The 25,343-nt window shown below is 57.2% G+C and carries 34 protein-coding genes and 2 pseudogenes; 2 read left to right on the top strand and 34 right to left on the bottom strand.

Translation table 11 applies throughout. The features are described from left to right. Positions 1–70 precede the first annotated feature (70 nt). The 5 genes from IPH10_12785 to IPH10_12805 form a co-directional block, all read right to left on the bottom strand. Positions 71–286: a hypothetical protein gene (locus IPH10_12785; protein ID MBK6911785.1), complete on the bottom strand. Its 216-nt coding sequence runs from the start codon at positions 284–286 to the stop codon at positions 71–73. 11 nt (positions 287–297) lie between these two features. Beyond that, positions 298–642 (bottom strand): hypothetical protein, encoded by a 345-nt coding sequence (locus tag IPH10_12790; protein ID MBK6911786.1) that lies wholly within the window; start codon positions 640–642, stop codon positions 298–300. Between the two features lie 218 nt (positions 643–860). Then, on the bottom strand, positions 861–1,517 hold the full coding sequence (locus IPH10_12795) for a DUF4159 domain-containing protein (protein ID MBK6911787.1): 657 nt from the start codon (positions 1,515–1,517) through the stop codon (positions 861–863). A 146-nt stretch (positions 1,518–1,663) separates the two neighbouring features. Continuing rightward, positions 1,664–2,263 carry a hypothetical protein gene (locus tag IPH10_12800; protein ID MBK6911788.1) on the bottom strand — a complete coding sequence of 200 codons (600 nt, stop codon included), beginning with the start codon at positions 2,261–2,263 and terminating at the stop codon, positions 1,664–1,666. A gap of 244 nt (positions 2,264–2,507) precedes the next feature. Then, positions 2,508–2,786, bottom strand: coding sequence for a hypothetical protein (locus IPH10_12805; protein ID MBK6911789.1), 279 nt, complete (start codon positions 2,784–2,786; stop codon positions 2,508–2,510). A gap of 1,849 nt (positions 2,787–4,635) precedes the next feature. Between IPH10_12805 and IPH10_12810 the strand changes: the two genes are divergently transcribed. Next, complete coding sequence (locus tag IPH10_12810; GenBank protein MBK6911790.1) at positions 4,636–5,229, top strand: methyltransferase domain-containing protein; 594 nt, start codon at positions 4,636–4,638, stop codon at positions 5,227–5,229. An 83-nt stretch (positions 5,230–5,312) separates the two neighbouring features. On the opposite strand, the gene IPH10_12815 is transcribed toward IPH10_12810, so the two are convergent. Continuing rightward, positions 5,313–6,623: an acetyl-CoA hydrolase/transferase family protein gene (locus tag IPH10_12815; GenBank protein ID MBK6911791.1), complete on the bottom strand. Its 1,311-nt coding sequence runs from the start codon at positions 6,621–6,623 to the stop codon at positions 5,313–5,315. Positions 6,624–6,795: 172 nt separating this feature from the next. Here IPH10_12815 and IPH10_12820 point away from each other — a divergent pair, with 172 nt between their 5' ends. Continuing rightward, complete coding sequence (locus IPH10_12820) at positions 6,796–7,248, top strand: universal stress protein (GenBank protein ID MBK6911792.1); 453 nt, start codon at positions 6,796–6,798, stop codon at positions 7,246–7,248. Between the two features lie 98 nt (positions 7,249–7,346). Here IPH10_12820 and IPH10_12825 read toward each other — a convergent pair whose 3' ends face one another. The 28 genes and pseudogenes from IPH10_12825 to IPH10_12960 form a co-directional block, all read right to left on the bottom strand. Next, entirely contained in the window at positions 7,347–7,922 is a 576-nt protein-coding gene (locus tag IPH10_12825; GenBank protein ID MBK6911793.1) for a peptidylprolyl isomerase, read from the bottom strand. 55 nt (positions 7,923–7,977) lie between these two features. Beyond that, complete coding sequence (locus IPH10_12830; GenBank protein ID MBK6911794.1) at positions 7,978–8,619, bottom strand: SurA N-terminal domain-containing protein; 642 nt, start codon at positions 8,617–8,619, stop codon at positions 7,978–7,980. After that, complete coding sequence (locus IPH10_12835) at positions 8,616–8,822, bottom strand: hypothetical protein (GenBank protein ID MBK6911795.1); 207 nt, start codon at positions 8,820–8,822, stop codon at positions 8,616–8,618. The genes IPH10_12830 and IPH10_12835 overlap by 4 nt, the downstream gene beginning before the upstream one ends. Continuing rightward, positions 8,819–9,400: a hypothetical protein gene (locus tag IPH10_12840; protein MBK6911796.1), complete on the bottom strand. Its 582-nt coding sequence runs from the start codon at positions 9,398–9,400 to the stop codon at positions 8,819–8,821. Before IPH10_12840 ends, IPH10_12835 begins: the two co-directional genes overlap by 4 nt. Next, positions 9,390–11,129 carry a peptidylprolyl isomerase gene (locus IPH10_12845; protein MBK6911797.1) on the bottom strand — a complete coding sequence of 580 codons (1,740 nt, stop codon included), beginning with the start codon at positions 11,127–11,129 and terminating at the stop codon, positions 9,390–9,392. The genes IPH10_12840 and IPH10_12845 overlap by 11 nt, the downstream gene beginning before the upstream one ends. A 15-nt stretch (positions 11,130–11,144) precedes the next feature. Continuing rightward, positions 11,145–11,578 (bottom strand): annotated as a pseudogene (locus IPH10_12850) (GNAT family N-acetyltransferase). Between the two features lie 68 nt (positions 11,579–11,646). Further along, entirely contained in the window at positions 11,647–11,868 is a 222-nt protein-coding gene (locus IPH10_12855) for a hypothetical protein (GenBank protein ID MBK6911798.1), read from the bottom strand. A gap of 94 nt (positions 11,869–11,962) precedes the next feature. Further along, positions 11,963–12,277 carry a hypothetical protein gene (locus IPH10_12860; GenBank protein MBK6911799.1) on the bottom strand — a complete coding sequence of 105 codons (315 nt, stop codon included), beginning with the start codon at positions 12,275–12,277 and terminating at the stop codon, positions 11,963–11,965. After that, the gene (locus IPH10_12865; GenBank protein MBK6911800.1) at positions 12,256–13,467 is read right to left on the bottom strand and encodes a hypothetical protein; all 1,212 of its coding nucleotides are present in this window, start codon (positions 13,465–13,467) and stop codon (positions 12,256–12,258) included. The genes IPH10_12860 and IPH10_12865 overlap by 22 nt, the downstream gene beginning before the upstream one ends. A 78-nt stretch (positions 13,468–13,545) precedes the next feature. After that, a complete protein-coding gene (locus IPH10_12870) occupies positions 13,546–14,463 on the bottom strand; it encodes a hypothetical protein (GenBank protein MBK6911801.1) in 918 nt (305 codons plus the stop codon). Beyond that, positions 14,460–15,395 carry a hypothetical protein gene (locus IPH10_12875; protein MBK6911802.1) on the bottom strand — a complete coding sequence of 312 codons (936 nt, stop codon included), beginning with the start codon at positions 15,393–15,395 and terminating at the stop codon, positions 14,460–14,462. Before IPH10_12875 ends, IPH10_12870 begins: the two co-directional genes overlap by 4 nt. A 90-nt stretch (positions 15,396–15,485) precedes the next feature. Next, positions 15,486–15,767, bottom strand: coding sequence for a hypothetical protein (locus IPH10_12880; GenBank protein MBK6911803.1), 282 nt, complete (start codon positions 15,765–15,767; stop codon positions 15,486–15,488). A gap of 90 nt (positions 15,768–15,857) precedes the next feature. Continuing rightward, a complete protein-coding gene (locus tag IPH10_12885) occupies positions 15,858–16,091 on the bottom strand; it encodes a hypothetical protein (GenBank protein MBK6911804.1) in 234 nt (77 codons plus the stop codon). Between the two features lie 151 nt (positions 16,092–16,242). Next, on the bottom strand, positions 16,243–16,482 hold the full coding sequence (locus IPH10_12890) for a hypothetical protein (GenBank protein MBK6911805.1): 240 nt from the start codon (positions 16,480–16,482) through the stop codon (positions 16,243–16,245). Between the two features lie 177 nt (positions 16,483–16,659). Then, positions 16,660–17,433 (bottom strand): DEAD/DEAH box helicase, encoded by a 774-nt coding sequence (locus IPH10_12895; protein ID MBK6911806.1) that lies wholly within the window; start codon positions 17,431–17,433, stop codon positions 16,660–16,662. Next, positions 17,420–18,505, bottom strand: coding sequence for a hypothetical protein (locus tag IPH10_12900; protein MBK6911807.1), 1,086 nt, complete (start codon positions 18,503–18,505; stop codon positions 17,420–17,422). The genes IPH10_12895 and IPH10_12900 overlap by 14 nt, the downstream gene beginning before the upstream one ends. Continuing rightward, entirely contained in the window at positions 18,502–18,777 is a 276-nt protein-coding gene (locus IPH10_12905) for a hypothetical protein (GenBank protein ID MBK6911808.1), read from the bottom strand. The genes IPH10_12900 and IPH10_12905 overlap by 4 nt, the downstream gene beginning before the upstream one ends. 45 nt (positions 18,778–18,822) lie before the next feature. Beyond that, a pseudogene (locus IPH10_12910) lies at positions 18,823–19,217 on the bottom strand (VOC family protein). A gap of 10 nt (positions 19,218–19,227) precedes the next feature. Next, entirely contained in the window at positions 19,228–19,734 is a 507-nt protein-coding gene (locus IPH10_12915) for a DUF2179 domain-containing protein (protein MBK6911809.1), read from the bottom strand. Positions 19,735–19,843: 109 nt separating this feature from the next. Next, positions 19,844–20,341, bottom strand: coding sequence for a hypothetical protein (locus IPH10_12920; GenBank protein ID MBK6911810.1), 498 nt, complete (start codon positions 20,339–20,341; stop codon positions 19,844–19,846). 202 nt (positions 20,342–20,543) lie between these two features. Further along, positions 20,544–21,140: an HAD-IA family hydrolase gene (locus tag IPH10_12925; GenBank protein MBK6911811.1), complete on the bottom strand. Its 597-nt coding sequence runs from the start codon at positions 21,138–21,140 to the stop codon at positions 20,544–20,546. Between the two features lie 37 nt (positions 21,141–21,177). After that, positions 21,178–21,546 (bottom strand): DUF1428 domain-containing protein, encoded by a 369-nt coding sequence (locus IPH10_12930; protein ID MBK6911812.1) that lies wholly within the window; start codon positions 21,544–21,546, stop codon positions 21,178–21,180. Positions 21,547–21,644: 98 nt separating this feature from the next. Further along, the gene (locus IPH10_12935) at positions 21,645–23,003 is read right to left on the bottom strand and encodes a hypothetical protein (GenBank protein MBK6911813.1); all 1,359 of its coding nucleotides are present in this window, start codon (positions 23,001–23,003) and stop codon (positions 21,645–21,647) included. After that, positions 22,973–23,455: an SRPBCC domain-containing protein gene (locus tag IPH10_12940; protein ID MBK6911814.1), complete on the bottom strand. Its 483-nt coding sequence runs from the start codon at positions 23,453–23,455 to the stop codon at positions 22,973–22,975. The genes IPH10_12935 and IPH10_12940 overlap by 31 nt, the downstream gene beginning before the upstream one ends. A gap of 24 nt (positions 23,456–23,479) precedes the next feature. After that, positions 23,480–23,989, bottom strand: a complete 510-nt coding sequence (locus tag IPH10_12945; protein ID MBK6911815.1) for a hypothetical protein — start codon at positions 23,987–23,989, stop codon at positions 23,480–23,482. Positions 23,990–24,007: 18 nt separating this feature from the next. After that, positions 24,008–24,298: a hypothetical protein gene (locus tag IPH10_12950; GenBank protein MBK6911816.1), complete on the bottom strand. Its 291-nt coding sequence runs from the start codon at positions 24,296–24,298 to the stop codon at positions 24,008–24,010. A gap of 151 nt (positions 24,299–24,449) precedes the next feature. Next, positions 24,450–24,884 (bottom strand): tetratricopeptide repeat protein, encoded by a 435-nt coding sequence (locus tag IPH10_12955; GenBank protein ID MBK6911817.1) that lies wholly within the window; start codon positions 24,882–24,884, stop codon positions 24,450–24,452. Between the two features lie 36 nt (positions 24,885–24,920). After that, on the bottom strand, positions 24,921–25,310 hold the full coding sequence (locus tag IPH10_12960) for a hypothetical protein (GenBank protein ID MBK6911818.1): 390 nt from the start codon (positions 25,308–25,310) through the stop codon (positions 24,921–24,923). Positions 25,311–25,343 lie beyond the last annotated feature (33 nt).

The raw sequence follows: 25,343 nt of genomic DNA on the forward strand, positions 1-25,343 counted from the left end.
TCGTTAGTGCGTCACTCGCACAATTCCCATCCTAGTCTCGCGGCGGCACCCACCGCGGGTGCCCCTATGCCTATATACTCTTCCTGACTTCCTTCAAGATCCGCCGTTGCTGTGTCCGCCAGCGCGCCATCGCCACCTTCAAGCGCTCGCGCACCACCGACGGCGGCAGTTCACCCGTCTGCAAAAATTGATAACCTTGAATCGAGTGAGTGAAGTACCAACCCGTCAATTGCTCCACGGCGTGCTTCACAGGTCGCCGCGACGTGCGTGCTCGAAGAAGTGCCAAGTGAACCGTCCTTAGTTACCGAACATTGCCGAAAACAACAACACCAATCCCACCACCGCCGCCAACGGGTGTATCAAGGCGATCCCCGCCGGAATCGGCGCCTTCATGCGCCGCAGCGCAAAGAGTCCCACACCGCCGAAAAATGTGATCAGCAGCACCATGAAGGCAAACCACGGCGTCGGTCGCGGCGACGATGTCGCGTGCAGAACCATGAATGACATCCCGATAAACGCCAGGCTGCCGTGAATCCACACAAATTTCATCTTGGCTGGCAGCTTGCGAATCAACTGCCACAGCGGATTCGTCCCCACCAGCGCCGCCAAAATCAAAAATATTGATGCTAGTCCGAGATACATCGAATCTCTCCCAAGTTGCTTTCTCAGTCCCCCTCGCTTAACCGGGGGCAAAGGGGGTCAAACACCCAAGCGCGTTATCTTCTCATAGCGCCCAGCTTGCTGGGCAAAATCCCCCAAACAATATCGCAATCGTCCAAGTCTTTCCCATTCCGCGCCAGCGGCAAGGGGTCCAGCGTCCACGCTGGCGTCAGCGCAGCGTTGCCCACTTTTCAAGTGGGCTACTCGCTTCCTCGCGTCAGCGCATACACCAGCACATTCGTCCCCATGTCGAGTGCCGCTTTGCGCTTTTCCGGCGGATCGTTATGAATCTCTTCGGCTTCCCAGCCGTCGCACAGATCGCATTCGTAGTTGTAGTAGCACACCATCACCCCATTCACAAACAGCCCGAACCCTTGCGCCGGTTGCTTATCGTGCTCATGAATCTTCGGCAGTCCGCTTGCAAAGCGGGTCGTTGAGGAATAGATCGGGTGCGTAAACGGCAGTTCGTACCATTCCGCGTCCGGCAAAACTTTTTTCATTTCGCGCCGGAAGCTCGCGTCCATCCCGTAGTCATCGTTGGCGAACAGGAAGCCGCCCGCGTTGAAGTAGGCGCGCAGGTTGTTCACCTCATTTTCCGAGAACGAGACATTCCCATGGCCGTTGATGAAGGTCACCGGATAGCTGAACAGCTCGTTGGAGGACGGCTCGACCGCGCGCGGTTCCGGATCGAAATCGGTGCCGGAGGTCCCTTCGGCATAGCGCAAAAGATTGCCCAAAGCTCGCCCGCCCGAGTACCAATCGCCCCCGCCGTTATACTTCAGCAGGCCGACTTTCAACCCACTTTCCGCACCGAAAGAGGCCGAGCACACCCCCAGCCAGAGCGCGCAAATCACCAGCCAACCCAGCCCCAGCCGGGAAGTCCTATACAAAGGTAGTATTTTCAATTTGTTATTGTCTGTGTACCGATCCGTTCACTCAACCCTTAAACTCTTGGAAATTAACGTTGGTTGCGGGGGGGCGAAGAATTCGCTTCTTAGACCGTTCATTGCTGCCTGCCTGACCTGTTCATAATAATCGCAGATATTCTCAATTGCCGCGCCCTCCCTTTCAGCCTATCGACGATTTCTTGGTCAACGGTTTTTGTTTCAAACTGCACTATCGCCGCGTCGTCCGCCACCCATGTAATGCTGGGCATCATGATCCCGCGTTCGGCCGCGATACTCTTCAACTCAGCATCGAGTATTTGCTTGATTGGCAATTCTCGCTCGATTGGGGAATAGCTTAGGTCGTGGAGCCTCGGTCCGAGTGTGATCATTCTTGACTCGTTTATTTGGGTTTGAATCAAACCCGACAAGTATTCGATCTTTTCTTCGACGGAAAGCGGCGGTCTAGAACTCTGCGTGTGCAACCGCATTCCCAAGTACTTCCATAGCGAGTTCTCTGCTCCGCTTCTCTTAACAGATTCAAGTATATGCTCTTTCAGGAGATTGATGTCCCCCTCCTTTTTCCAAGAAAAGAGAGCTGCATCATAAGTGTAATGATTGATCATCCCCGTGTCGAATGGAATATTCTCGGTTAGGCTATCTCGCAAGAGGCAGACCGGCTTGTTCAGCGCCGTTCGGACACCAAGCTCAAAGAACACATTGGGGTTTAGAATCGAGATGTCGCATAATACCAAATCACTGTCTTCAAGATTGTGAATTATGTCTGCCTGAATAATCTCAGACCCCGCCGATGATGGCGGAATAGGTTCAAACCCCGCCGCTTCAATCGCAGGCCGGAAAAGACACTCATAAACGTGCGTAAAATGATCCGGTCATCTCTGTATTTGGGCACGAGATGCCCGGGAGTCGTAATTGGCATTATGACAAAGCACTTTGGCATTACTATTCCTTCGCAATTGTGGGATACTTCTTGAATCGCTCGTCCAGTCGAACTTCCCGAAATATCGGCCATTCATGTAATGAGTCAATGCTGAGTTCTTGACGTTCTATCAGGATATCTATTTCTTTGAATGCTTCATCAAGCTTTCCAAGCAGCACGTTTTTCACTGTGAGGAAGATCGGCTCTTTTGCAGAAACATCGAATCGTTCAATTTCTGTCTTTACTTCCTCAAATTGGCCGGTCCATTTTCTGGCCTGCCAGTAATTGACTTGACCGATCAATCTGCTCTTCTCGGAAAGACCTTTGTCATACATTACGAATTTTGACAGCCACTCGCCCGTCTGATACCGTTCTTCGTTTATGGCTTCCTGTTCTTAGGCCGAACAAGCGCACAATTGTGAGCAAGTCCTTTATGTGAGTCCCGTTGGTTGAACTGCTTTGCGCCTTCATGAGGAAGTCAAAATGGATTCGCACTGAGCCAAACGATGTCCGAACTGTGGAGTTACTGGCTAGCATGAAGGCCTTTGCGCCTTTGATTTAAATTTGTATTTTTGTGTTTAAAGGAAGTGTGTCTAGAATTAACCATGCGCTTGTGCACAACAGATGTCCTACTGTTGCCAGACTCCTCGAGAGTCCGGTTGTTGGAGATCTTGGATTAGGCTCTATTGAAAGGTGACCATGGGTCTCGCTCTTAGGAACGGTTCCGGCTCTTTCGGAGGAGACCCGTCAGCAAACAGACTCGTCGTTTGGATTCAATTGTTTCATATTTGCACTTTCCAAATGCCGACTTGGAAAGAAGAAGTCCTGAAGTGTGAATCGGTTTCACCGGTCAAAATCTGCGGCTGGTTGCGCGCAATGGTGGTTCTATGTGTACCTGGACAATGCTGCTGACCAAGCTGATAATTCGCACTTCGTCTAAGACTGCGGTGAGGTGTTCCCGGTCATGAAAGGCCGTCAATTGCTTGAGGGCAAGTCAAGGAATCTGTCTGTAATGACTCTGGCACTGTTCGGCCTTAGCCGATGTCCGGCTTATTTCTCAGTACTCAAAGGTAATCCTGACGAGCGGCAGCTTGCTGGGGTCGACCCGGGGTATTAGCTGCGGGAAAGCGCTTCCGTGTTTCAGTCGACAACGTTTGACCAGATTCAAGAGGTTCATCTGATTCGCTTTGCAGTTCCTGCATGGGAAGCAGATCTCTTGACGCTGGGCCTTGAGATCTCCATCAATCTCTGCCTTGCTCCCAACCCATCGCCCGCACAAGCGCAACAACGAATACCAAATTGCTCCTGTCCCTTGCGGTGCTTTTATCGGTCGAGCACAACTGATTTCACTCGCCTACGGACGTTACGTTGCCTACGCTCGAAACGTCTGAAGCTGCTTTATACATGAATTGCCATCTTGTCAACTGGAAGAAATTCTGCAAATTAGGCCAAATTACTTTCTCCCGCACCTGCACACTGCCCGCCTTTCATCCCCCCCTCTCCTCCTCCCCAAATCCCTAACTCCAATGCCAATCCGCGCAACCCCACATTGCACAAACGTTTAGCTAAATGCTTGTTTTAAGCAAATAATTCTTGACAACACGTCTACAATGTTGTATATTGTACGCACAAAATCGCTCCTTCCCATACCCCCACGGGCCAGCGCTCTCGACCTCTGCCGCGTATGATACACCCCCCCCCGGGTCCCTTTACAGCGCGCCACGCCGACTACCCTAACCGAAACACGATCGAAAGATCGTGATACAACCGTGGAAAACTCTCGCGGATTTCCCCCGCCCCGCGTTCCCATCCATCAAAGCTGCCTCTCGACCAAACTACCGTGCGCCCACACGCGCTAGCGGCAATAGGTCCAGCGGTACGCTGGCTCTCGGAATAGAACAATCGCTGCAGTAGCACTCAGCGATGACGGCAAAGCGGTCACGGGGCGATCTGCCTGAGCGTAAACCTCAACTCTCCGGCCCTAATCCCAGCCCAATCAACTGCTTACAAACAGCCAAACCCCCGCAATCCCCCAATCTAAACACCGAATATAGCAGTTTTTAGGGTAAAATACCGCTCCCGGCTTGCCCAACTTATAGAAAAATGAGTATCTTGGGCGGTCAAAACGGTCAATTCCCCACAGGATCCCCCTTGAGCCACACCTACGACGATAACCGCCAGCTCGACAGCCGCATCGGCGCCGACGATACCCTCTACGACCCGGGTAACAAGGCCCGCACCGAGCGCCTGATGAAAATGCTCAACGCCTATTGGGAAAAATACCCCCTGCGCGAACGCTGGCTCGATGTCGGCTCCGGCGAAAGCTACATGCGCGACGTCCTCCGCGACCGCACCGGCCTAAAAATCGAAGTCAGCGAAGCCGACCTCGATGTGGACCGCTACGACTATCCCGATAACTCGTTCCACACCCTCACGCACTTCGAAGTGCTCGAGCATCTGTTCAACCCGCTCTTCCATGTGCTCGAAATGAAGCGCATCATGGCCCCCGGCGCAAATCTGTTTCTGGTCACACCCAACGACTACAGCCTGATCTACAAAGTCGAACACATCTTCTCGCGCAAATATCGCCCGCACTTTCATCAGTTCAACGAGCGCGACCTGCGCGACCTGTTCCAGCGCGCCGGCCTGAAGATCGTCCACTTGCAGACCTTCTACAAATCCCCCACCGGCACCATCGCCAGAATCAGCCAAAACGGCTTCTTCCTGCACGCTCAAAAAGCGTAAGCGGTTCAAAGTCATAAGGCATATAGAAAAGCGGGCCAGAGAAAAACTCTCCGGCCCGCTTTGCATTATCGCGTCCTTGCAGACTAAATCAGATTTCTCTGCTGCGCCGCGTACTTCAGTTCATCGCGGAACTGCGGATGCGCCACGCGAATCAACGCCTGCGCGCGTTCCCGCAGCGTCTTGCCGTGCAGATAGGCCACGCCAAATTCCGTCACGATATAGTGCACGTCCGCACGCGACGTCACCACACCCGCGCCCGGCGACAGCGACGGCACAATGCGCGAAATCGAACCGCTCTTGGCCGTGGATTCCAGAGCGATAATCGGCTTGCCGCCCTTCGAACGCGCCGCGCCCCGCACAAAGTCAACCTGTCCGCCAAAACCCGAGAAGATCGTATGCCCGATCGAATCGGCGCACACCTGACCGGTCAGGTCCACCTGCAGCGCGCTGTTGATCGAAATCATGTTGTCGTTACGCGCGATGATAAACGGATCGTTCGTGTGATCCACCGGACGAAACTCGACTAACGGATTGCTGCGCACGAAATCATAAAGCATCTTCGAACCCAGCACAAAACTCGCCACCATCTTATCCTTGTGCAGCGTCTTCGCGCGGCAGTTGATCACACCCTTCTGCACCAGCTCCACCGCGCCGTCCGAGAACATCTCGGTGTGCATGCCCAAGTCGCGCTTGTCACCCAGACTCGCCAGCACCGCATCCGGAATCGCACCGATTCCCAATTGCAGACAGGCGCCGTTCGGCACCAGCTCCGCGCAAAACAGACCAATTAGTTTTTCCTGATCACTCGGCGTGTTGCGCGGCAGCTCCGGCAGCGGATGATCGTAGTGAATCAGCGCGCGGAACATGGACTTGTGCAAGAAATTCTCGCCATAGACCCACGGCATCTGATCGTTGACCAAACCGATGACGTTCTTGGCATTGCGCGCCGCTTCAAGCGTACACGCGCAGTCAATTCCCAAACTGCAATGGCCGTGCGTGCCCGGAGGAGTTACCTGCAGCAGGCAGGTGTCCACCTTCAGCGCCCCGCTGCGAATCAGCCCCGGAATCTCCGACAAAAACACCGGCGTATAGTCGCCGCGGCCCTCGTTGACCGCCGTGCGCACGTTTGCGCCGGTAAACAGCGCGTTCGCCCGGAAGCTCTTCTCCATCCCCGGTTCCGCGTAGGGAGCCGGACCCATGGTCATCAAGTGCGCGATCTGAACGTTTTCCAGCTCTGCCCCGCGCGCGGACAAAGCGTCCACCAACAACTGCGGTACGGCCAATCCTGACCCCACGAAAACACGGTCACCAGACGATACACACCGGAGGGCGTCTATCGCCTCAGCCAGCACTTCGGGCGGGGCAGCAGAATGCTCTGCAACATGCGAACTCATTGCTTCTATGTCCTTAGATATTTGGCCCGCGAAAGCTGACACTCACAGTCAGTTTATGCAACGCGGGAACAATTGTTTGCGATGAAGAATGTAACTTATACGGCCTACAACAACCGTTCCAAAATACGCAATTGCTCGCAAAATTTCAACGAGCCATTTTCGGAGGTGTATCATGCTATCTTTCCGCAAGATCTTGTGCCCGACCGACTTCTCTGACCCGTCCTTTCGGGCCTTGGCCACGGCGGACGAGCTCGCCCGCCGCTATCAGGCCGAGCTGCACGTGCTGCACGTCGTTTTGCCCGTGCCGCTGGTCGAACTGCCTCCCGGTGCCGGTTCCGTCGCCTTTGATGTGAAGCAATACGAGGCCGACATGCTCAAGGCCTTCCGCGCCAGGCTGGACGAAACGCTGGCCCAGTTCGTAAAACCGGATATTCCTATCCACCGTTATGTGGAGATCGGCGATCCCGCCCATGAGATAGTGCAGCTCGCCGACAAAATCAAGCCGGACGTCATTGTGATTGCCACGCACGGCCGCACGGGACTTAAGCGTTTCATCTTCGGCTCCGTTGCCGAAGCCGTCGTCCGCCGATCGCCCTGCGCGGTCCTGACGATTCCGATGCACTAACCTTGCGGCCCGCCGTTCATGAGCGGGGCAAGCGCTTCAGCAAAATTGAAAAGCCGAGTCGGGTGACTCGGCTTTTTGATTGTGCGTTGCGACGGTTTTTAGAGCTTGCGTTCGACGTAGGTTTCGTCGGCGATCTTTTCGACCCAACGCTTGAACTCGCCTTCTTGCTTTTTGGCGAGCGTCATCTGCTCGATACGGCTGTAGTCTTCGTTGAGCGTGATCTTGCGCGAGAAGACGCGGTCGGTCACTTTCAAGATATGCACGCCAAAGGCCGTGCGAAACGGATCGCTGTACTCACCCTTCGACTTGCCTTCAATCGGCGTCTTAAACTCGTCCGGCAGCTCGGTTGGACTGAACCAACCGAGGTCGCCGCCGCTGGCCGCCGTTTTCGTATCCGCCGAAAGGTTCAGCGCGAGTTCGGCGAAATCATCGCCGCCGCGCAGCCGCACCACCAGCGACTCCGCCGCACTCACCGTGCTCTGCAAATCTGCCTCCGCCGGCACGATCCGAAACAGAATATGATTCGTGTTAACCTTCTCGCCCGTGCGCTCGTTTAACCGAATGACATGCACACCGAACGGCGAGACCGTGGGCGCGCTGATCGAATCGGGCTCCAACACGTAGGCCGCCGCCTCATATTCCGGCACCAGATCACCGCGATTCGTCGTCCCCAACGCACCGCCGCGCTCCGCCGAACCCGGATCCTCGGAATAGCGCGAGGCAAACTCCTCAAACGTAATCGAACCCGATAAGATCGCTTGCCGCGCCGAGTCGGCGCGCGCAATCGCCGCGTTCGTCGAAGCCTCGGCAATCCGATCGGCCAGCAGAATGTGCGACAGCCGAATCGCATCCCCTGAGCGGCGGCAGCGAATCCTTGATCGTCTCCCAGAACTCCAGCACCTCGTTCCGCGATACGCGCACCTGCTGCATGTGCTTGCCGCGCGTGCGCTCGATCAACAACGTCTCTTCCACCAGCGGACGAAACTGCCGCTTGATCTTGGGCAACGGCATGCCGTAGTACGATTCGAGCTTCTCCTGCCCGCCCACCTGCGTCAAGAGATTGCTGACACGGTTGTCGAGTTCGCGGTCAATCTCCTTCGGAGTGACCACAATCGAGTCCTTGCGCGCCTGTGTCAACAGCAGTTTCTGCGCGATCAACTCCTCGAGTACTTCCTTGCTGAGCGTGTCCATCTGCGCTTCAGAAAGCGAGTCCAGCGCCACGCGCGCTCCAAGCGTGTATTGCAAATACTGCAACACTTCGCTTTCGAGAATTATCTCGTCATCCACCACCGCGACAACCCGGTCAATCACCTCTTCGCCGCGCGCCAACGCGGCGCACAACGCCAGCGTGATAAGCAATGCTCTGATCATTTCGTGTCACCCATTAGACGCGGCTGATAGCGGCCGCGCAATTCCGTTTCCCAACGCTCCTGCCTTCTTTGACTCTGCTCGGTCAACAGTCGTTCCCGTATCTCCTGCCGCACAGCATCCAGACTGAGCTGCGCCCCCTCCGGATAGAGTTCATGCAGCCGCAACAGCCGATAGCCCTCGCCGAACGGCAGCACCGGCGTCATCCGCCCGCGGGCAACTTGCGCACAGCCTCAAGCAGTATCGGATCCAACTCGCGCGAGTCCGTCAGCCACTTCCCTTCCCAAATCACCATGTCCGAACGCAACTGCGACGTGTCCGCCCGCTCTAATGCGCGGCGAAACGCCTTCAGCGTGTCGTCCGACTCGCACCAAAATCCCTCGATCAGATAGCTGTCCATCGGGCGCCGAAACTCCGCCAGATTCGTCGTGTAGTAGTCCGCGATCAACGAATCGGTAATCTTCGGTTCCGGCAGACGCGCCAACAACACGGCACGATGAAAACGCGCCAACAACTCGCGCTCCTGCCGGGAAACGTCGGCGTCTTTGCGCAGCCCCGTGGCCTCGACCTCCTGCTCAATCATGGCCAGCTCCAGCCATGCATTGACCAGCGGCTGCCGCGCTTCCGCACTCAAACTGTCGAAGGGCACGCCCGCCCACGTCGCGAAGTCCGCGCGACTAAGCGTTCGTTCGCCTACGCTTGCCACGAGGTCGGCGGTGTTTGTGCGATTGCAGGCCGCCAAAAGCAAACACAGCCCGACCAGCCAGATGCCCTTATTGATCACGAGCCGCGCGTTCCTGTCGTTCGGGGGGAAGCGGCCACATCGATCCGAGCAGCTCGTCGTTCACTTTCAGGGGATAGCGCGACACCAACAGTTTTTCCAACTCCTCTTGCAGCTGCTGTGTGCGCGCCACGCGGTTCTCGCGCCGCGCATCGCCCTTCGCTTCGTCCCACGTCTTCGTACGCGACGGATAGGCCGCGATGAGCTGGAGCACCGAGTAGTTCTTCCCAACCTTCACAACCTCGGACACCGCGCCCGGCTGTCCGAGCTGAAAGGCCGACTTGCCAATCATGCCAAAGCGTTTTTCTTCAAATGGCCCGATCCGGCCCGAGTCGCGTTTCGTGGATTCCTTTTCGTTGAACTGCCAGGCGAGCTTCGCAAAGTCTTCGCCCTTCAGCGCGCGATCGCGCACGCGCACGGCCTTCGCGCTGTCTTCCTTAATGAAGATCTCGCGGATCAAGCGCGTCTCCGGCTGAATAAACGACTCCAGGTTGCGCTCGTAATACGCCTTGTCCGATTCTTCGCTGCCTTCGAGCTTCTCGGTGATTTCCACCTTCTCGACCATGCGCTGGATCGCCGCCTTCTTTTGCGCCACGACGTTCGAATCGGCATAGGCCTTTTTGATGTAACCGTCTTGGCCGGCCTTGTCCTCAAGGAACTGCGGTTCACACAGAGCGTTCACGAGATCATGCACCGACTGCGGATTCTTCCAATCCACGCGATAGGCGTTGCTGCCGACCTTCTGAATCATATCTTCAATCGTGATCTTGCCGAGCTTGTGCGTTGCCGCCACGAGCGCCTTCTCGTCGCCCGTGAACATCGGCCCGAGCTCCTTGTTCAGCGACATCTGCGGATCCGTCAGCTTGCCCGTGAACATCGCCAGCGCGTTTTCGTCATACTGCAAGGAGTACTCCGTATGCAGCGCGTTGACAAAATCCCGCGCGCGCGCGCCGAGCTTCAGACTTTCGACCTCGCGCAGCCGCATCGCCAAATCCTTCTTCATCTCTTCAAACGGCGGGCGGCCCGTCACATCACGAGTCGAATCCACCCAGATCAGGTGCCAGCCGAACGGCGATTCCACGGGACCCGCCGTTTTGCGCAGCGGCGCGGACCACACCGCGCGCTGAAACTCGTCTACCATCCGGCCCCAGGGGAACCAGCCCAAGTCACCGGAATCAACAGCCGTCGTCGCGTCTTCCGAGAGCAGCGCCGCCGCCGCTTTGAAATTGAGACCGTTGTCTATCGCGGTCTTGATCGAGTCAATGCGACTCTTCAGGCGCGCCGCCGCCGCCGCGCTCGAATCCGCCGCGCTCTTCTTCACCAGAATATGCCGCGCGCTGATTTCCTTCGCTGACCTGTCATAGTGCTCACGCAACAGCTCATCGGTGATCACCGGCGCGATGATGCGCTCTTCGTACAGCAGATCGAGCGCTCGGCGCTTGGCCGCCGCTTCGAGATTTGTAGCGATCTCCGGGTTCTCGTCGTACTTGCGGGCCAGACCCTCAAGATATTTCGCTTCTTCGATCGCCATGTCGTGCGCGATTTTCTTGCGCTCTTCAAGGGGCCGTTGCTTAATGTTGTCGTCGGTGCGAAATTTCGAGAGCATCGCGGCGCGGTATTCCTGCTCCGTGATGGTTTCGTTTCCGATTTTGGCAATGTAGTCTTTCTTGCCTTCGCAGCTCGCCAGCCACATCATGGCCAGCAGACTCAACAGAAGTCCTGTTCGTTGCATGGTGTTCCGGTTCATTTATGTTGTTTGCAGATTCAAAACAAAATGGTAGCTCGTGATGCTCATCCCGTGCTTGTGGTAGAAGCGGTGCGCGTCATATCGGCCAGCGTGGGTTCCGCTGTCCAGATGGACGGCTGCCAGGCCCTCTTCCCGCGCCTGATTCACGATAAAATTGAACAAATGGTCAGCGCGGCCCCGCCCACGGGCCGCCGCAGCGGTGACCAAATCGTCAATATACAAAACTTTTCCCCAATGTAGCAGTTCCGTTCGCCGGTACCCCGCCGCCGCCAATGGCTGACCGCTCTCCTCTATGTGAGGATGTAGCCATGTTCCCGCATCTGTCGCAATACCTGCTCAACGAATTGGTCCGCGGTAAGGTGCGGCCGGAGTTCGCGCATGACATTGTATACAAGCCGAATCTGTTCCGGAGATGTAGCGTGGTGGATCGTCATGGGCTGTAGTGGTTTTACCTTGTTCGCAGGTCCGGCGAGGAACGGTTGTAAGGTTGGTTACGTATACGCTATTCTTCCCATACGCGCTTCACCATGATCACACTCATCCGGTTCCCCGCCATGGCGGTCGGCACGAATGCAAAATGATTCACGTCCGCCACGCCGAGTAGGTAGTAGCCGCCCATACCGGCCGGATATTCGTGCACCTCATAGAGCGAATCGTAGTACGCGCCGGTCCAATTCAGCCGCAGAGAATCGCCGTCCACCGTGATCGTCAAATCGTGAATCACGCTGTCCGCAATGCCCCATTCCGCGTGAACGCCAGGACATTGCCTGCCATGTCGCGCGCGCGCAGGGCAAAACGATAGCGCTCGAGCGGCGGAGTCAGCAATGTGAAGCGCTGCATCGCCGTGTGCTGATCACCAGAGCCGTATAACTGGCGGAAGTGGCGCGGGTCACGCGCGGCGACAGTTCCGACAGCTCGGTCGTGTCGTACACAATTTCGTAGGTGTCAAAATGCTGGTCGTACGCGACGCCATCCCAGCGAATATCTACTGTGGACGCGTTCACGCGCGACACCTCGCGCAGATAAACCGCTTCCGGAGCCAGCGTGTCCGGCACCTCGTGCCACGTCAGCGCAGAATCCACCGCAGTTACGAACGGCGCGAAATAGTCTATCACCAATCGAAAGTTCGCCAACCGCGCGGGCGGGCGCCCGGCAGCCAGCGCGCAAAATCCGTCGGCTGCCACAGCGCGTCAGGATACTCGTCGAGTTCGATATGGACGAAATTCTCCGTGTCGAAGCGCTCGTCGTGATTCGCATGGCATGCGTTGCCCTGCTGGTTCTCCGGCACGCCCAGAAAATCGAACACACTGCGCAGCGCGACGGTGTCCGCGCCGAAATAGCTGTAGGCCGGGCTGCACCATAGCGACACGTATTCGTCCACGCGTGTGACGACGCTTTCATCGCCGTCGAAGCCGTTGATCGGAAACAGCGGCAGCGCGTGGATATAGTCCCGATGCCGGGACACGTCACGCAGCGGCGGATTGGGAAAATGATCGTCGAAGAAGCACGAAATCTGCATGTCGCCCAGCGGCCCATGCTCATTGTGATCGTACGAATGCAACTGGATTACCACAAACTCGCTGACCGGCGGCGCGTCCCAGACCGCAATCGCCGCTTCCGTGGCCACGGCGAACGGATGTCGGCCGTTGCGCGACGGATCCGAAAGCGACAGGCCGTTGTTGTACGTTGCGAAGGTCGTGTCCCACAGCACTTCGCGGCCTGCTCCGGCAATCATCAATTGCGCCAACCCGTCGCGAACAAACATCTCTGTCGCCACCGGCGGCGCCATGTAATCATCTTCCGGATGCGGCACCTGCACAATCGCCCGCGCATGCCGCGCCTCCGGATTGAACACGAACACGCCCCAGCCGTTGCGAAAGCCGCCGATCACAGCACGCGCGCCGGTCGAATCGCCGTTGGTGTCCACATAACTCGAATCCAACCGCTCGCGCAGCAGATAGTAGTGCCGCCGCACGCCCGGCTCCTGCAAGCGCACAAGTTCATAGCGCCACTCGGCTTCGTGCCGCATGAGCAGCGAATCCACTTGCGCCCACTCTTCGGCAATCGCGAAGTCAAACACCTGCCGCCAACGCGCCAGCGTCGAATCGCCCGTGCTGTCGTCGGTAATGTAGGTGAATCCGCCGAAACCGTTCGTCACCGGGTCGAGATTGGGCGGACCATAGTCGTTGTAGTTCGGTCGCACCAGGCGTTCCGAGACATGTGACAGCCAATTGTCATACGCGCAGGCCGAGCAACTGTCCAGGAGAAATCCGCGCAGAAAACCTGTCTCATGCACGATTCCCACGCCGAGGCCGGCAGCCACAGCAACAGCACGGCCCACCACTTCACCGTTCGTCGGTCCGATTCGTCATTCGCCGGCCCCCCTCTTAGATTACCCGCGCTATTCGATCACCCGCTTCACCATGAGCACACAGACGCCGTTCCCGGAGTATCCGGTCGGAACAAACACAAAATTGTTCGTCAGTGTCGTGCCCAAATAGTAGTAGCCGCCCAATCCCGGCGGGAATTCCCAGACTTCATAACGGTCATCATTCGGCTGCGCGCTCCACGTCATTCGCACGGAATCACCGTCGCAGAACGCTGCCACGTCACGCACCATGCCGTCCGTGATGCCCAGCGCGGGCGACAGCTCCGATTCGTAGCCCAGCACATCCTTCGCGCGAATTGCAAACGTGTAATCCCACACCGGCGTGCGCAGGCCCGACACCGTGATGGACGTCCCCAGCATGTTGCCCAGCGCGTTATAACCCGTGTTCGTCCGCGCAATGTGCGGCGACGACAGCGACACTTCATTGGTATCGAAGAATACCTGATACGTGTCAAAGTGCCGGTCGTAGGCGGGCGCATCCCAAGTAATGGTCACCGCGCCATTCGCTAAATCATACGCGCCAGTCAGATTGCATACCAGCGGCGGCTCTTCATCGGGGATTTCATGCCATGTCAGCGCCGAATCCACCGCGGAAATGAACGGCTGATAGTAGGCCAACGCGTGACGGTACGTATTCCACTCCGTCGGCGGCGTCCCCGGCAGCCAGCGCGGCCAATCGAGCGGCGCCCACAATTTGTCAGGATATTCGTCCAATTCGATGTGAATGAAATTCTCGGTGTGCCGTTGCACGTCATGCCCTGCATGGAAATAGTCGCCCACGACATTATCCGGCGCGCCGATCAAATCACCGACTACGGGAATCGTCAGCGTCGTCTCCGCCGTCGTATACACGTACGCCGGATTGCTCCACAGGCCGATGTAGTTGTTGACGGCCACGTCAATCGTGTCGTCGCCGTCCACGCTCGTCACGGGAACACCGGATGCGCGTGAAACAGGTCGCGCTGATTCACGAAGTTTCGCAGCGGCGCGTTCGGGAATTCGTCGTTATGATAGCAGGAAACCTGAATGTCCGGCAGTGGGCCGTGCGTGGCGTGATCGTACGAGTGCAATTGAATCAGCACCAGCGGATTCACCGGCGGAGAGTTCCATGAGTCCTTGATCACGCGCGAGAGCTCCGAAAATGGATGCCGCGCATTGCGCGATGGATCGGAAAATGTGCGCGCGTTATTGTACTGACCGGCCGCGCTGTCGTACATCACTTCGCGACCCGCGCCCGCGATCATCAGAATCGCCATTTCCGCCTGTTGAAACAGCTCGATGCCAACGGGAATTGACATGAAATCGTCTTCGGGGTGCGGCATCTGCACGACCGCCCGCGCGTGCCGCGGAGCGGCGCTGAACACAAACACGCCCCAGCCGCGGCGAAATCCGCCGTGCACGTCGTTCGCCGTTAGCGTGTCGCCGTTCACGTCCACGTAGGATGAGTCGAGCCGTTCACGCATGACATAGTAGCTTGCGCCGGTCGGCTCTTCGATGCGGGCGAGTTCATAGTTCCACGCGCTGTCCTGCCGCGCGATCAGGGAATCCGCGCACTCCCAATCGCCATGGATGGCGCACAAAAACACCTGCCGCCAGCGCGCCATGATTGAATCCCCGTGCGCGTTCGCATAGATGTATTGAAATCCGCCGAAACCGTTCGTTTGCGGGTCCAGGTGCGCCGGACCGTAGTCATTATAGCCGGGCCGTTGAATGCGCTCCGACACGTGCGATTGCCAGTTGTCGTAGGCGCATGTCGCGCATGTGTCCATCAAGAATCCCGTCAACGTTCCATTTTCGATCACCAACGCGCGGGAGAGCGCCGGTGATAGAAGCATTAAGACAAACAATAGCCGACCCGTCATCGCAGGGCCTCGTATGATTAAAGTGACTCCACTAATTCGCCATTTACCGCCGCCAAATATTCCTCCGCATAGCGCAACTTCGCGCTCCATTCAGGCCGCTTGCTCAAGTTCAACCGGACCGTCACTCCCCTCGTCGCGTCCAACTCGATCGGATAGCCGTCGCTGCGCCGCCAGCGCCAGCATCTTGTCACGCGCCGCATGATCCGCCGCAAAGCCCAACTCCATACGCGCCGCCATTACGTTCACTTCATCCGCGCCCAATTGCTCCGCAAGAATCCGGATGCGCACCATGTCAAACAGCGTGCGCGCCGGGTCCGGCAAGCTACCGAAACGGTCTTCGACTTCGCGCGACAGCTCCATGACCTTCTTCACGTCCTTCGCGCGCTAATTCTCGATAGATGTTCAGCCCCAATCCGCCTTCAGGCAGATAGTGCTCGGGCATGAACGCGTCCGTGTCTATCTTCAATTTGACTTTTCCGTCTGCACCTCGCGGACGGCTTCCTCGATCAACTGCTGATACATCTCAAACCCGATGGAGTTGATGTACCCCGACTGCTCGCGGCCCAGGAGATTTCCCGCGCCGCGAATCTCCAAGTCGCGCATCGCCAACTGAAAGCCTGCGCCTAACGACGAGAAATTGGTCAGCGCAGACAATCTGCTGCGGGCGATCTGCGACATCTCGAAATGCGGCGGCACGAGCAGGGTACGCGTAGGCCTTGCGCGAACTGCGCCCGATGCGCCCGCGCAATTGGTGCAACTGCGCCACGCCCAGCCGGTCCGCGCGATTGACGATCATGGTGTTGACATTCGGCATGTCCAAGCCCGGATTCGATAATCATCGTCGAGATCAACACGTCAAGATTCTGCTCTCGGAGAAATCGAGCATCACCTGCTCCAGCTCGTGCTCGTTCATCTGACCGTGCGCCACGCCGATGCGTATGTTCGGCAGCAGACGGTGCAGCATCTCGGCGACAGGCGATGCTTTGAATGCGGTTGTGCACGAGAACACCTGACCGCCACGCGTCAATTCGTGCTGCACCGCTTCCTTGATGACCTTTTTCTGAAAACGGCACGACGTCGGTTTCAATCGGCTGCCGTCCCGGAGGCGGTGTGGTGATCTGCGACAGATCGCGCGCGCCCATCAACGCCATGTGCAGCGTGCGCGGAATCGGCGTCGCGCTCATCGCGAGCACGTCAACATTCGCGCGCAGCGAACGGATCTTCTCCTTCTGCACTACGCCGAAGCGGTGCTCTTCGTCTATGATCAGGGACCGAGTTCGTCGAACTGCACATCCTTCGACAGCAGCCGATGCGTGCCGATAATCACGTCCACGTCACCCGCCGCGAGCTTCTTGAGCGCCTCGCTTTGCTCGCGCTTGGATTGAAAACGCGAGATCACGCGCACGTCCACGGGCCAGTTCTTGAAGCGCTCGCGGAATGTGCGATAGTGCTGCTGCGCCAAAATCGTCGTGGGCACGAGCACCGCCACCTGCTTGCCGTCGGTCACGGCTTTGAAAGCCGCACGCATCGCGACCTCCGTTTTGCCGTAGCCCACATCGCCGCAAATCAGTCGGTCCATCGGCATCGGGTTTTCCATGTCGCGCTTGACCGATTCGCTGGCCGTCAACTGATCGGGCGTGTCTTCGTAGGGGAAACTCGCTTCCATTTCGCGCTGCCACGGCGTGTCGCCCGAAAAGATGATCCCGCGCTCCGCGCGTCGTTTGGCGTAGAGTTTGATCAAGTCTTCGGCGATGGAGACCAAGGACTCTTTGGTCTTACGTTTGACTTCGCGCCATTCCTTGCCGCCGATCTTCGACAGCGGCGGCTGAAAACCTTCCTTTGCCGAGTACTTCTGCACCGAGGCGAGGTTTTCGAGCTTGACAAACAGATGGATGCCGTCGCGGTATTCGATCTTCAGCACTTCGCGCTGCATGCCGCCCACCGCGATTTTCGTCAAACCGCAATAGCGGCCGATGCCGTGCTCGACGTGCACCACATAGTCTCCGACCTGCAGCGCATCAATGTCATGCAGCGGCACCGCGTTCCCGAACTTCGGTGAACTGGCGCTTGCGCCGCTTGCGCCCGAAGATGTCGTGGTCCACGAGCACTACGAGTCCGGCCGCCTCGAGCATGAAACCGTGCCGCAGGCCACCTTCGCGCGCGCTGAAGGAGTGCTCCGGCACGCCGCGCTCGACCAACACTTGCGCCAGGCGGTCCGCCGCCAATTGATTGTCGCACAGCAGCACGGTTTCCAATTCGCGCGCGGTGTATTCCTTCACGCGTTCGGCAAGCAACGGCAGATTCGACGCGAAGCGTTCCTGCGGCGCGCCGGCAAAGTCGAGCGTATGCGACGGCGGCTGCGGTGACGTTTGCAGGAACACCTGCGCGAATCGCTGGACCGCACCGTAAATCAACTCCGGCTCCATCCACTTCCCGGGCTCGTGCAGCGCACGTACCTGTTCGGGAATCGTGACCGGAATCTCTTCGTCGTCTTCATAGACGATGTCGTGCAGGTCTTCGCTGAGATGCGCGTCATCTTCGTCGTCTTCGTCCGGCGCGGAGTTTCGCAAATCGCGCAGCCGCAGGCCGGGCTTGGCCGTGCGCTCTTCATAGCGCTCCTTGACGGCCATATGCGCCGGTCGGCCTTCGGACCAGACAATGATCGTGTTCTCCGGCAGATGCTGGAGCAGATGTGAATTCCCCGCGCCGGGCGTCTCCGCCGCCATGATCGTCACGTCACCGAGCTTGCCGGTCGAACGCTGCGTCTGCGGATCGAAGCTGCGCAAGTCGTCAATGTCATCGCCGAAATATTCCACGCGCACCGCATGCGATCCGCCGAACGGATAGATGTCGAGCACCGCTCCGCGCACCGCGTATTGCCCCACGCCTTCGACCATACTTCGCGCGTATAACCCGATTCGTGCAAGAATTGAATCAGCGAGTCGCGCGGCAGCGTCTCGCCCTTGGCGAGCGTGTAGGTATTGCGCGATACCTCCTGCAAGTCGGGCAGCGGATCGGGCAGCGCGCCGCGGCGCGACGATCAACGGCTGTTTCGACCGCGCGAGCGTCATCAGCACTTCGGCGCGCTCCGACAATTCAATCGGATTCAACTCGCGGTGGTAGTCCGGCAGCCCCGGAAAAGGCTCGTGACATTTTCACCCAGCAGTATCGTGAGATCGTCGGCAAATTCCTCGGCGTCCTCGAGCGTTTCGGCCACCAACAGCAGCGGCCGCCGCGATTTCTCAAACAGGTAGCTTGCCACCAGCACCGGCAGCGCGCCCGGTACGTTTTTCACGAGCACGCCATGCCGCGCCTCCGACAGCGCGGCCAACGTCTCGGCAAAACCTGCGTATGAGTATATTCGTTGCTTTAATGAATCCATTATTGATCAGACGCTCCGCCAATGTATCTCCAGCGTCTGCAGTCCTTATTCACTTTCAGAGCACGTCACTTCCACTTTGATCCGGTCGGGGTCTTCGAAAAACACGGCGTAGCTGTCTGGCCCGCCGGCGTGCGGATGGCGGTCTTGATATAGGATGGTCACACCGCGCTCCCGCAGCTTGGTTGTCAGCGCGTCCACCTGCGCGGGTGACTGCGCGTGAAAGGCCAGATGATTCAGGCCCGTCCGGCAGCGATGATACTTGACATCCAGAAACCTCGGCTCGGTCTGGACGAACACCTTATATGTGGAACCAGCGCGAAAGCTCACGCCCTGATCCCACTGATGATAGACGGTGTAGCCTAACTCATCGCACAAGAGCCATGACCAGAACGCCAGGTGCGCGCCAAGTCAAAGACATAAATTTCAATATGATGGAGCATGCTTCGCTTGTCAGGCTTTTGCGCTTGGCTTGACCCATTTGCTCGTGTCGCCGAGTACCTTCTCGCCCCACACCACACTGGGATCGCGGGAACGAAGGCCGACCTGCTTCACATCCTCAACCGTCAGAAAGGCCTGCGGATCGAGCTCGTTAATCGTGCGCAAGAGCTTGGGCACGTTGCGGCGCTTTTCGGCCACGAATAGGATGTCCACTTCGCCGGTCTTGGTCTTGCCGTCCATCTCGACGACCGAGTAGTTACGCTCCCACAGCTTGTCGGCCAACCCTGCTTCACGCCGGGCAATCACGCGTACCATTTGATGACCAATGGCTATCCGCGACTCGATCCACATGCCCACGAAGCTGCCCGCCGCGAAGCCCGCCGCATAGACGACCCCGAGATACCACTCGTTGAGATTGCGGATGACCTGCGCGACGACGTTGATCCAGATCAGAACCTCGAGAAACCCGAATAGCGCGGCCAATACTTTGAAGCCGCGCACAATCGAGATCGTGCGCATGGCGCCAAGCTCTGATCGGCGATACGCGCGCAAAATATCCCAACGGCCAGGAGCCAGACTTGCCCCTGGCCGACGCTCGTCAGCCAATTGGCCAGCTCCGTCAGCAAGCCTACTTGCCTTCCTTCGGCTGCTGCTGCATCATATAGTCCATGCGCTCCTGGCCTTCACGCATGTGCCGCCCGCGCAGCGTCTCGAGCTTGGCCTCGGCCTCTTTGAGTTCGCCTGAAGACTCGAACCGCGTCCACTCGCGCTCTTTGGCCCACTTGCCCAGATCGCTCTCCCAATTCACCGCTCCGCCGAACAACACCACCGTCGGCTTGGAATATTGCTCGAAAGCCATTTGAATCGCTGTCGCCAGGGCCGCCGAGTAGATCTGTCCGCTCGAGCTTACGCGCCGCAGGTCTAACAGCAGCCCGTCCTTCTTCGACAAACTGTCCACGGCTGCCGCCAACTCGCGATCAATCTTCACACTGTCCGCGTGCGGCAGGATGGTTATCTGTCCTGAATGTTCGCCCGTGGACTTGTACCCGACCATCTGCGCCGCTTCGACATTTGTCCACAGCATCACACAGATTGTCCACAGCAGAATTCCCGTCATCCGTCTCATCTGTCGTCCTTCTCGAAATTATTGGTGGCTTTCTTGTCCCAATTTACTCAATTCCAAGCGTGATTTCCGCGCACTTCCATTGAGCTTCCGCAGTTTTACTGCTTATCCACGCACTCCACACATCCACAATGCTTGTCCACAATAGTACACATTGTGTGGATGAGTAGTGTGGAGAGTTTGTGCCGCGCTGCATGCTCACGACTCAGGCGATCTCCTCCCAGGCTTGCTCCCAGGTCGTGAACAAGTGCGTGGTTATCCTCGCTTTGTGCGCGGCTTCACGATTTTTCGCCAGATCGTCAATGAACAATATTCGCTCTGGTGCAATGCCTGACTCCGCGACAATTGTCTCAAAAACACCGGGATCGGATTTCATCTTGCCGCGCTCGTAGGAGGTCAGCACCTGCTCCACTTCGAGTGCCCACGAGAACTCGCGCCGAACCCATTCGATATGCAGCGGATCGGTATCGGATAGCACCCAGACCGTGCCCCACTGCTTCAACTGTGCCAGCGCCGCACGCGCTCCGGGAAATTCGTCAAAAATATCGCACCAAATCAACCGCAGCCGCTCGCGGTTCGCTGTGGTTGCCGACCAGCCCAGAAACTCGCGCAGCTCTTCAATGAACTCAGGAGCCGAACGCTGGCCCCGTTCGAAGCGCTTATTGCTCTCACCTACTATGTACCGCTCGCGAATCTCCTCCCGCGACCGCACCCCACGCTCCGCCGCACGCGAGACAAACCGCTCAAAGTCAAGCTTCAAGAGGACGTTGCCGAGGTCGAGGAGGAAGAGAGGGGGTGTCATCGGTGTCGTACAATGTCACTTAGCCAATGCATTCCCGCTACTTCCCCTTCGCTTCGACAATCGTCTCGAAGCCTGCCCAGTACATCTTCTTCATGTCGAAGAGCGGTTTTTCTTTCATCATCTTCTCCATGCGCGGGTCGTGGAGCATCGCGAGCATCGTTTTGTCGCGGTGCTTGCGCGACTTGAACTCCAAAACCGAGGTGATGGCCACCTCGCCGCGTTTCAAGGGCAGCACGTTCGTAAAGGGCGGTGCATATTTCGGCTTCAAATCCTCGCCAATGAACTCGCGATAGTGCAGCGCGCCATGATCCACCGCCACCCGCCCGAACCGCCGCGCCAGCTTCTTGTACTCCGCCAAATTCTTCTTCGGCAGCGGCAACAGGAATAGAACTACATAGCCTTTCATTTTTGGTCTCCCTTTGTTCAAATGGTTGTTCCCACTCATTTTGTCAGCGTATCACTAGCAAAACGAGCACTCGATTAGCGTGGACTTTCTACCCTGCCTTATTCAGATAAGTCGTCGATTTCGCCAGTTAACTGCTCGCGATAAGTTTGTGCACGATTTTGCCAATCCCGAAATTCACTTTCGCTTAGCTCGTCAATGTTCGAAAGGTGGTACTTTGCTTTGTAGTACTTGGTTGTTCCTGACATGAAGATGTATGGCTGCCTAACGGCCGAAGCTGTCAGGCGAAGATAGTGATTGTCTTGACCAATCGTGTAGCATCCGGCTATCTGGATTTGACCAAGCTCGTCTTCAAATGCTAGCGGGGCGGTCTGTAACAAGTCAATTACACCCGGAAGCAAGAATGTACTTTCCCGAACTTGGTTCTTCGTCCGAATCGAAAGCAGATCGCCGCCTTCGCTCATGTACCATTTGCGAAAGGCCTCGCGATACTCTTTTGTGTCTTCTATCTTTTCCCACGACTTCTCTGTCATCTTAAGCTTTTTATACTCTAGGGTTGTCTTGAATGTCGCCTCTGCTTCGCCATCAAGCGATCTTCTCTCTCTGAAGATGAAGCTCACGTGATGACGCAAGCCCGGAACGAAGAACTCTCGATCAACCAGAAATCCGCTCCAGAGTTCTTCAAATTCACTTGTGTCGGCGGGTGGTACGCTGGTCGCTGGATACGAGATGGCCGGAAAAGACCAGAGGAGGTCGCGAAACATATAGTTGCTGCTTGTCCTTATGTCTCGCGAATCAAGCGGGATAAACACGTCGCCCCGCCATAGTTGGCGGTTTGTCCCAATTTCATACAACTCAACCGAAATTGACGCTTCAAAATAGATCGCCTGCGTTCTTCTGGACCACGTAGCCGTGCTAATCGAGGCAGATTGCCATAATCCCCCGATTAATGACAACCCCGTCAGGAATTGAGCGGATCCTGGAATTGCTGTGTAACTCAAGCTGCGCAATTCGGTTTCATCAGTGCGTTTTTCTTCGACGCCAAAATAGACTCTCAGTACGGCCGCTGCGCTGTCGTCAACGATGTGATATCCTTTGCGCTCAAGTAAGAGTGACGCTTCTGTAAGCAAGTACTCTTCCAGAATCTGGTTTCGAGATTGATCGGGCGTGCCTCGCTCGCGCAAATCCAGTTTTAGTTTGTCGTATTTTGACCAATCTACGCCAGGTGACGAATATACTCTTGTCTCTAGCGGCGGGATTGGCCGAGGTGGCACTACTTTAGGAACCGTCGAAGCACAGCCCAGAACTACTGCCAAGCAAAACTGAAAGAGAAGTAATCTGTACATAAAGACAGCTCCAGATGAAAATAGAGACGAGTGATCGCCTGCTCTTTGCCCAAACGTTCGCGCCAGCGGCACTGGGTCCAGCGTCAACGCTGGGTGCGCATATCCTTCTTCCACATGACATACGCCTGCAGGTAGTTGCCGAACTCGGTCCAGCCCTGGCAGTTTTCGAAGGCGTATTTCAGGCCGCGCGCGCTCCAGCCGGACTCGGTAATGGTCAGCGTGACTACGCCTTTTTTCTCCGTGAACTCGAACCGCACCGTTGAAAGCTGCGTCTTGGAGCCATGCAGCGGCCAGTGAAACTCGAGAAATTGCTCCGGTGCATATGCAACAGGATAGAGCGGAAACGTGCCGTGACTCGGCCAAGTCCAGAACACCGTTTCGAAATTCTCGTTGAAGTCGCCCTTGACCTTGTGCACGAAGAACTTCTCAAGGTGCTTGGCCTGCGTCGCCGCTTCCCACACCTTCTTGAGCGGTGCGCGCATCGTCGTCGCCACCGTGAACCCGATCTTGCCCGAGGCCAGTTTCACACCGGCGCTCGTGGTCACCGTCTTCTTTTTGGTTGCCATGGATTATCCTTTATCCCTTGTCCTTTAATCGTCGTCTCGTTCGCCGCCTTTGTCATCTAAGACTGGGACGGCGCCGCCGCGCACTTCCGGATGATTAATCTTGCCCCCCGCCGCACCGACGTTGGTGAGTAACGAGATTGCCACCACCATCACCACGACCGCTCCCCAGGCCGCCCACGGCGGCAGCAGCGTGTGCTTGCGCGTGAACCACCATAGCCCGAGAATCAAGATACCAAACGGAATGATGATATTCCGCGCCGTTTCCGCCAGCTCTTCATGCGGATGAATGTAGCCTTCCATATTCCGCGCGTCGGGCTGCGCCTCGATGATGTGCTCGGCGTCTTCGCCGAATGAGAACACCACGCCGGTGCTGATGGTCGCGGCGACGATGAACCCCAATGCCACGCGCTGCCAGCGCCCGTCTCTCCACAGCGTCGCCAAGACTAACATGGCCGTGCTGACCATCAACAGGATCGCCGGAAAGTGGGCCAGCACAATATGCCAATGCGCCGCGTTTACAGGAATCGGAATCATTGTTTTTACTCCGTTTGTCTACGGTATATTCCGTGAAATATTTCGTACCAATTTGCGCCATCGTCGCTCGAGGCGTTCCATGAGCTGTTCGACTGATCCATCCGGAAGCGGAGTCATGGTCATGCGGGCGCGATAGGGCGGCAGTCCGGGATCGTTTCCGGTCCCTTCCAACACCATCGCGCCATTCCGCAATCCTCCGGTGTATTCCATCTGCCCCCCGTCGCGGTCAATCCATGTCTGGTGCCACAGGCTGTCGGCGCGGCTGAAGTAGTTGATGCTCTGGCCCGGTGGCCCGACTCTGACTGCCATTGTTCGTGGATGAAACAGCCGTGCTCTGTCGTGGTCAGCGTATTGACGCCGGCCTTCTGGTTGTTGCTCAAAAAGTACACATCCCATACGCCGACCCAGAAATCCAACTCGCGCATGCGTTGATCGTACAGGCAGGGTTCGACATAGCGGTTCAACTGCTCGCGCAGGCTCGCCCACTCGCCGCTCGTGCGCAGCGGAGCGGATCTGTGTCGCTGTCAATCTGTGCGCCCGGATAGCCGTTGCTCAATCCGGTCTCGAGCTTGATCGCTGAGGTGCGCAAGTCTCCCAATTGAGCCAACGCGCAGGCCCAGTTGTAGTTCGTGTAGGCCGGGTTGAACTTCAGCGAATCGGCTTTGTGAAAATGTGCGGCAGCATCCGCATAGAGCGCGGCTTTCAGCTCGCAGTAGCCGAGGCGGTACCAGGCGCGACCCGACTCGGGATGCTCGGCCACGAAGGCCGAGTATTCCGGAATCGCCGCCGTGTAATTTTGTGCGAAGTACAATGAATCACCGCGCGCCGGAGTTTCCGCGGCGAGCAGCCTCGGTACCCACAGTGCGCATATAATAAGGAGAGCGAGACGAGACAAAATGGCCTCCCGTGGGAAAATTGAAAGCTCTGTTGGCTACTTCGTTTTGCGCGGCGTCTTTTCGCGCATCACATCCACGCCGAACTTGAGGTAGGCCTTCAGATAGGTGTGGAATTCCGTCCAGCCTTCGCACATCATGAACGCGACTTTCAGGTCCTTCTGCTGGTAGCCGTAATCATGCACGCGGAAGATGGTCTCGCGGGGGCCCTTCTTGACGAATTCGAAGGTCATGGTGGTCATGTACTTCGGGCCGTAGGCCGGGCCGACGAAGACGATCTTCTCGTATTTCTTGTATTCGATCGGGTACATGTCCATGGTCTCGTCGCCGTACGCTTTCCACCACCAGCGCACCGGCGCGAGGTCTGGACCCCATTCACCGATCTGCTTGTCGCAGAAATATTTCTTGAGGTGCTTGTCTTCCGTCACCGCTTCCCAGACTTTTTGAGCGGCTGCTTCATA

The organism is bacterium (genome assembly GCA_016702305.1).
GTDB lineage: Bacteria > Electryoneota > RPQS01 > RPQS01 > RPQS01 > JABWCQ01.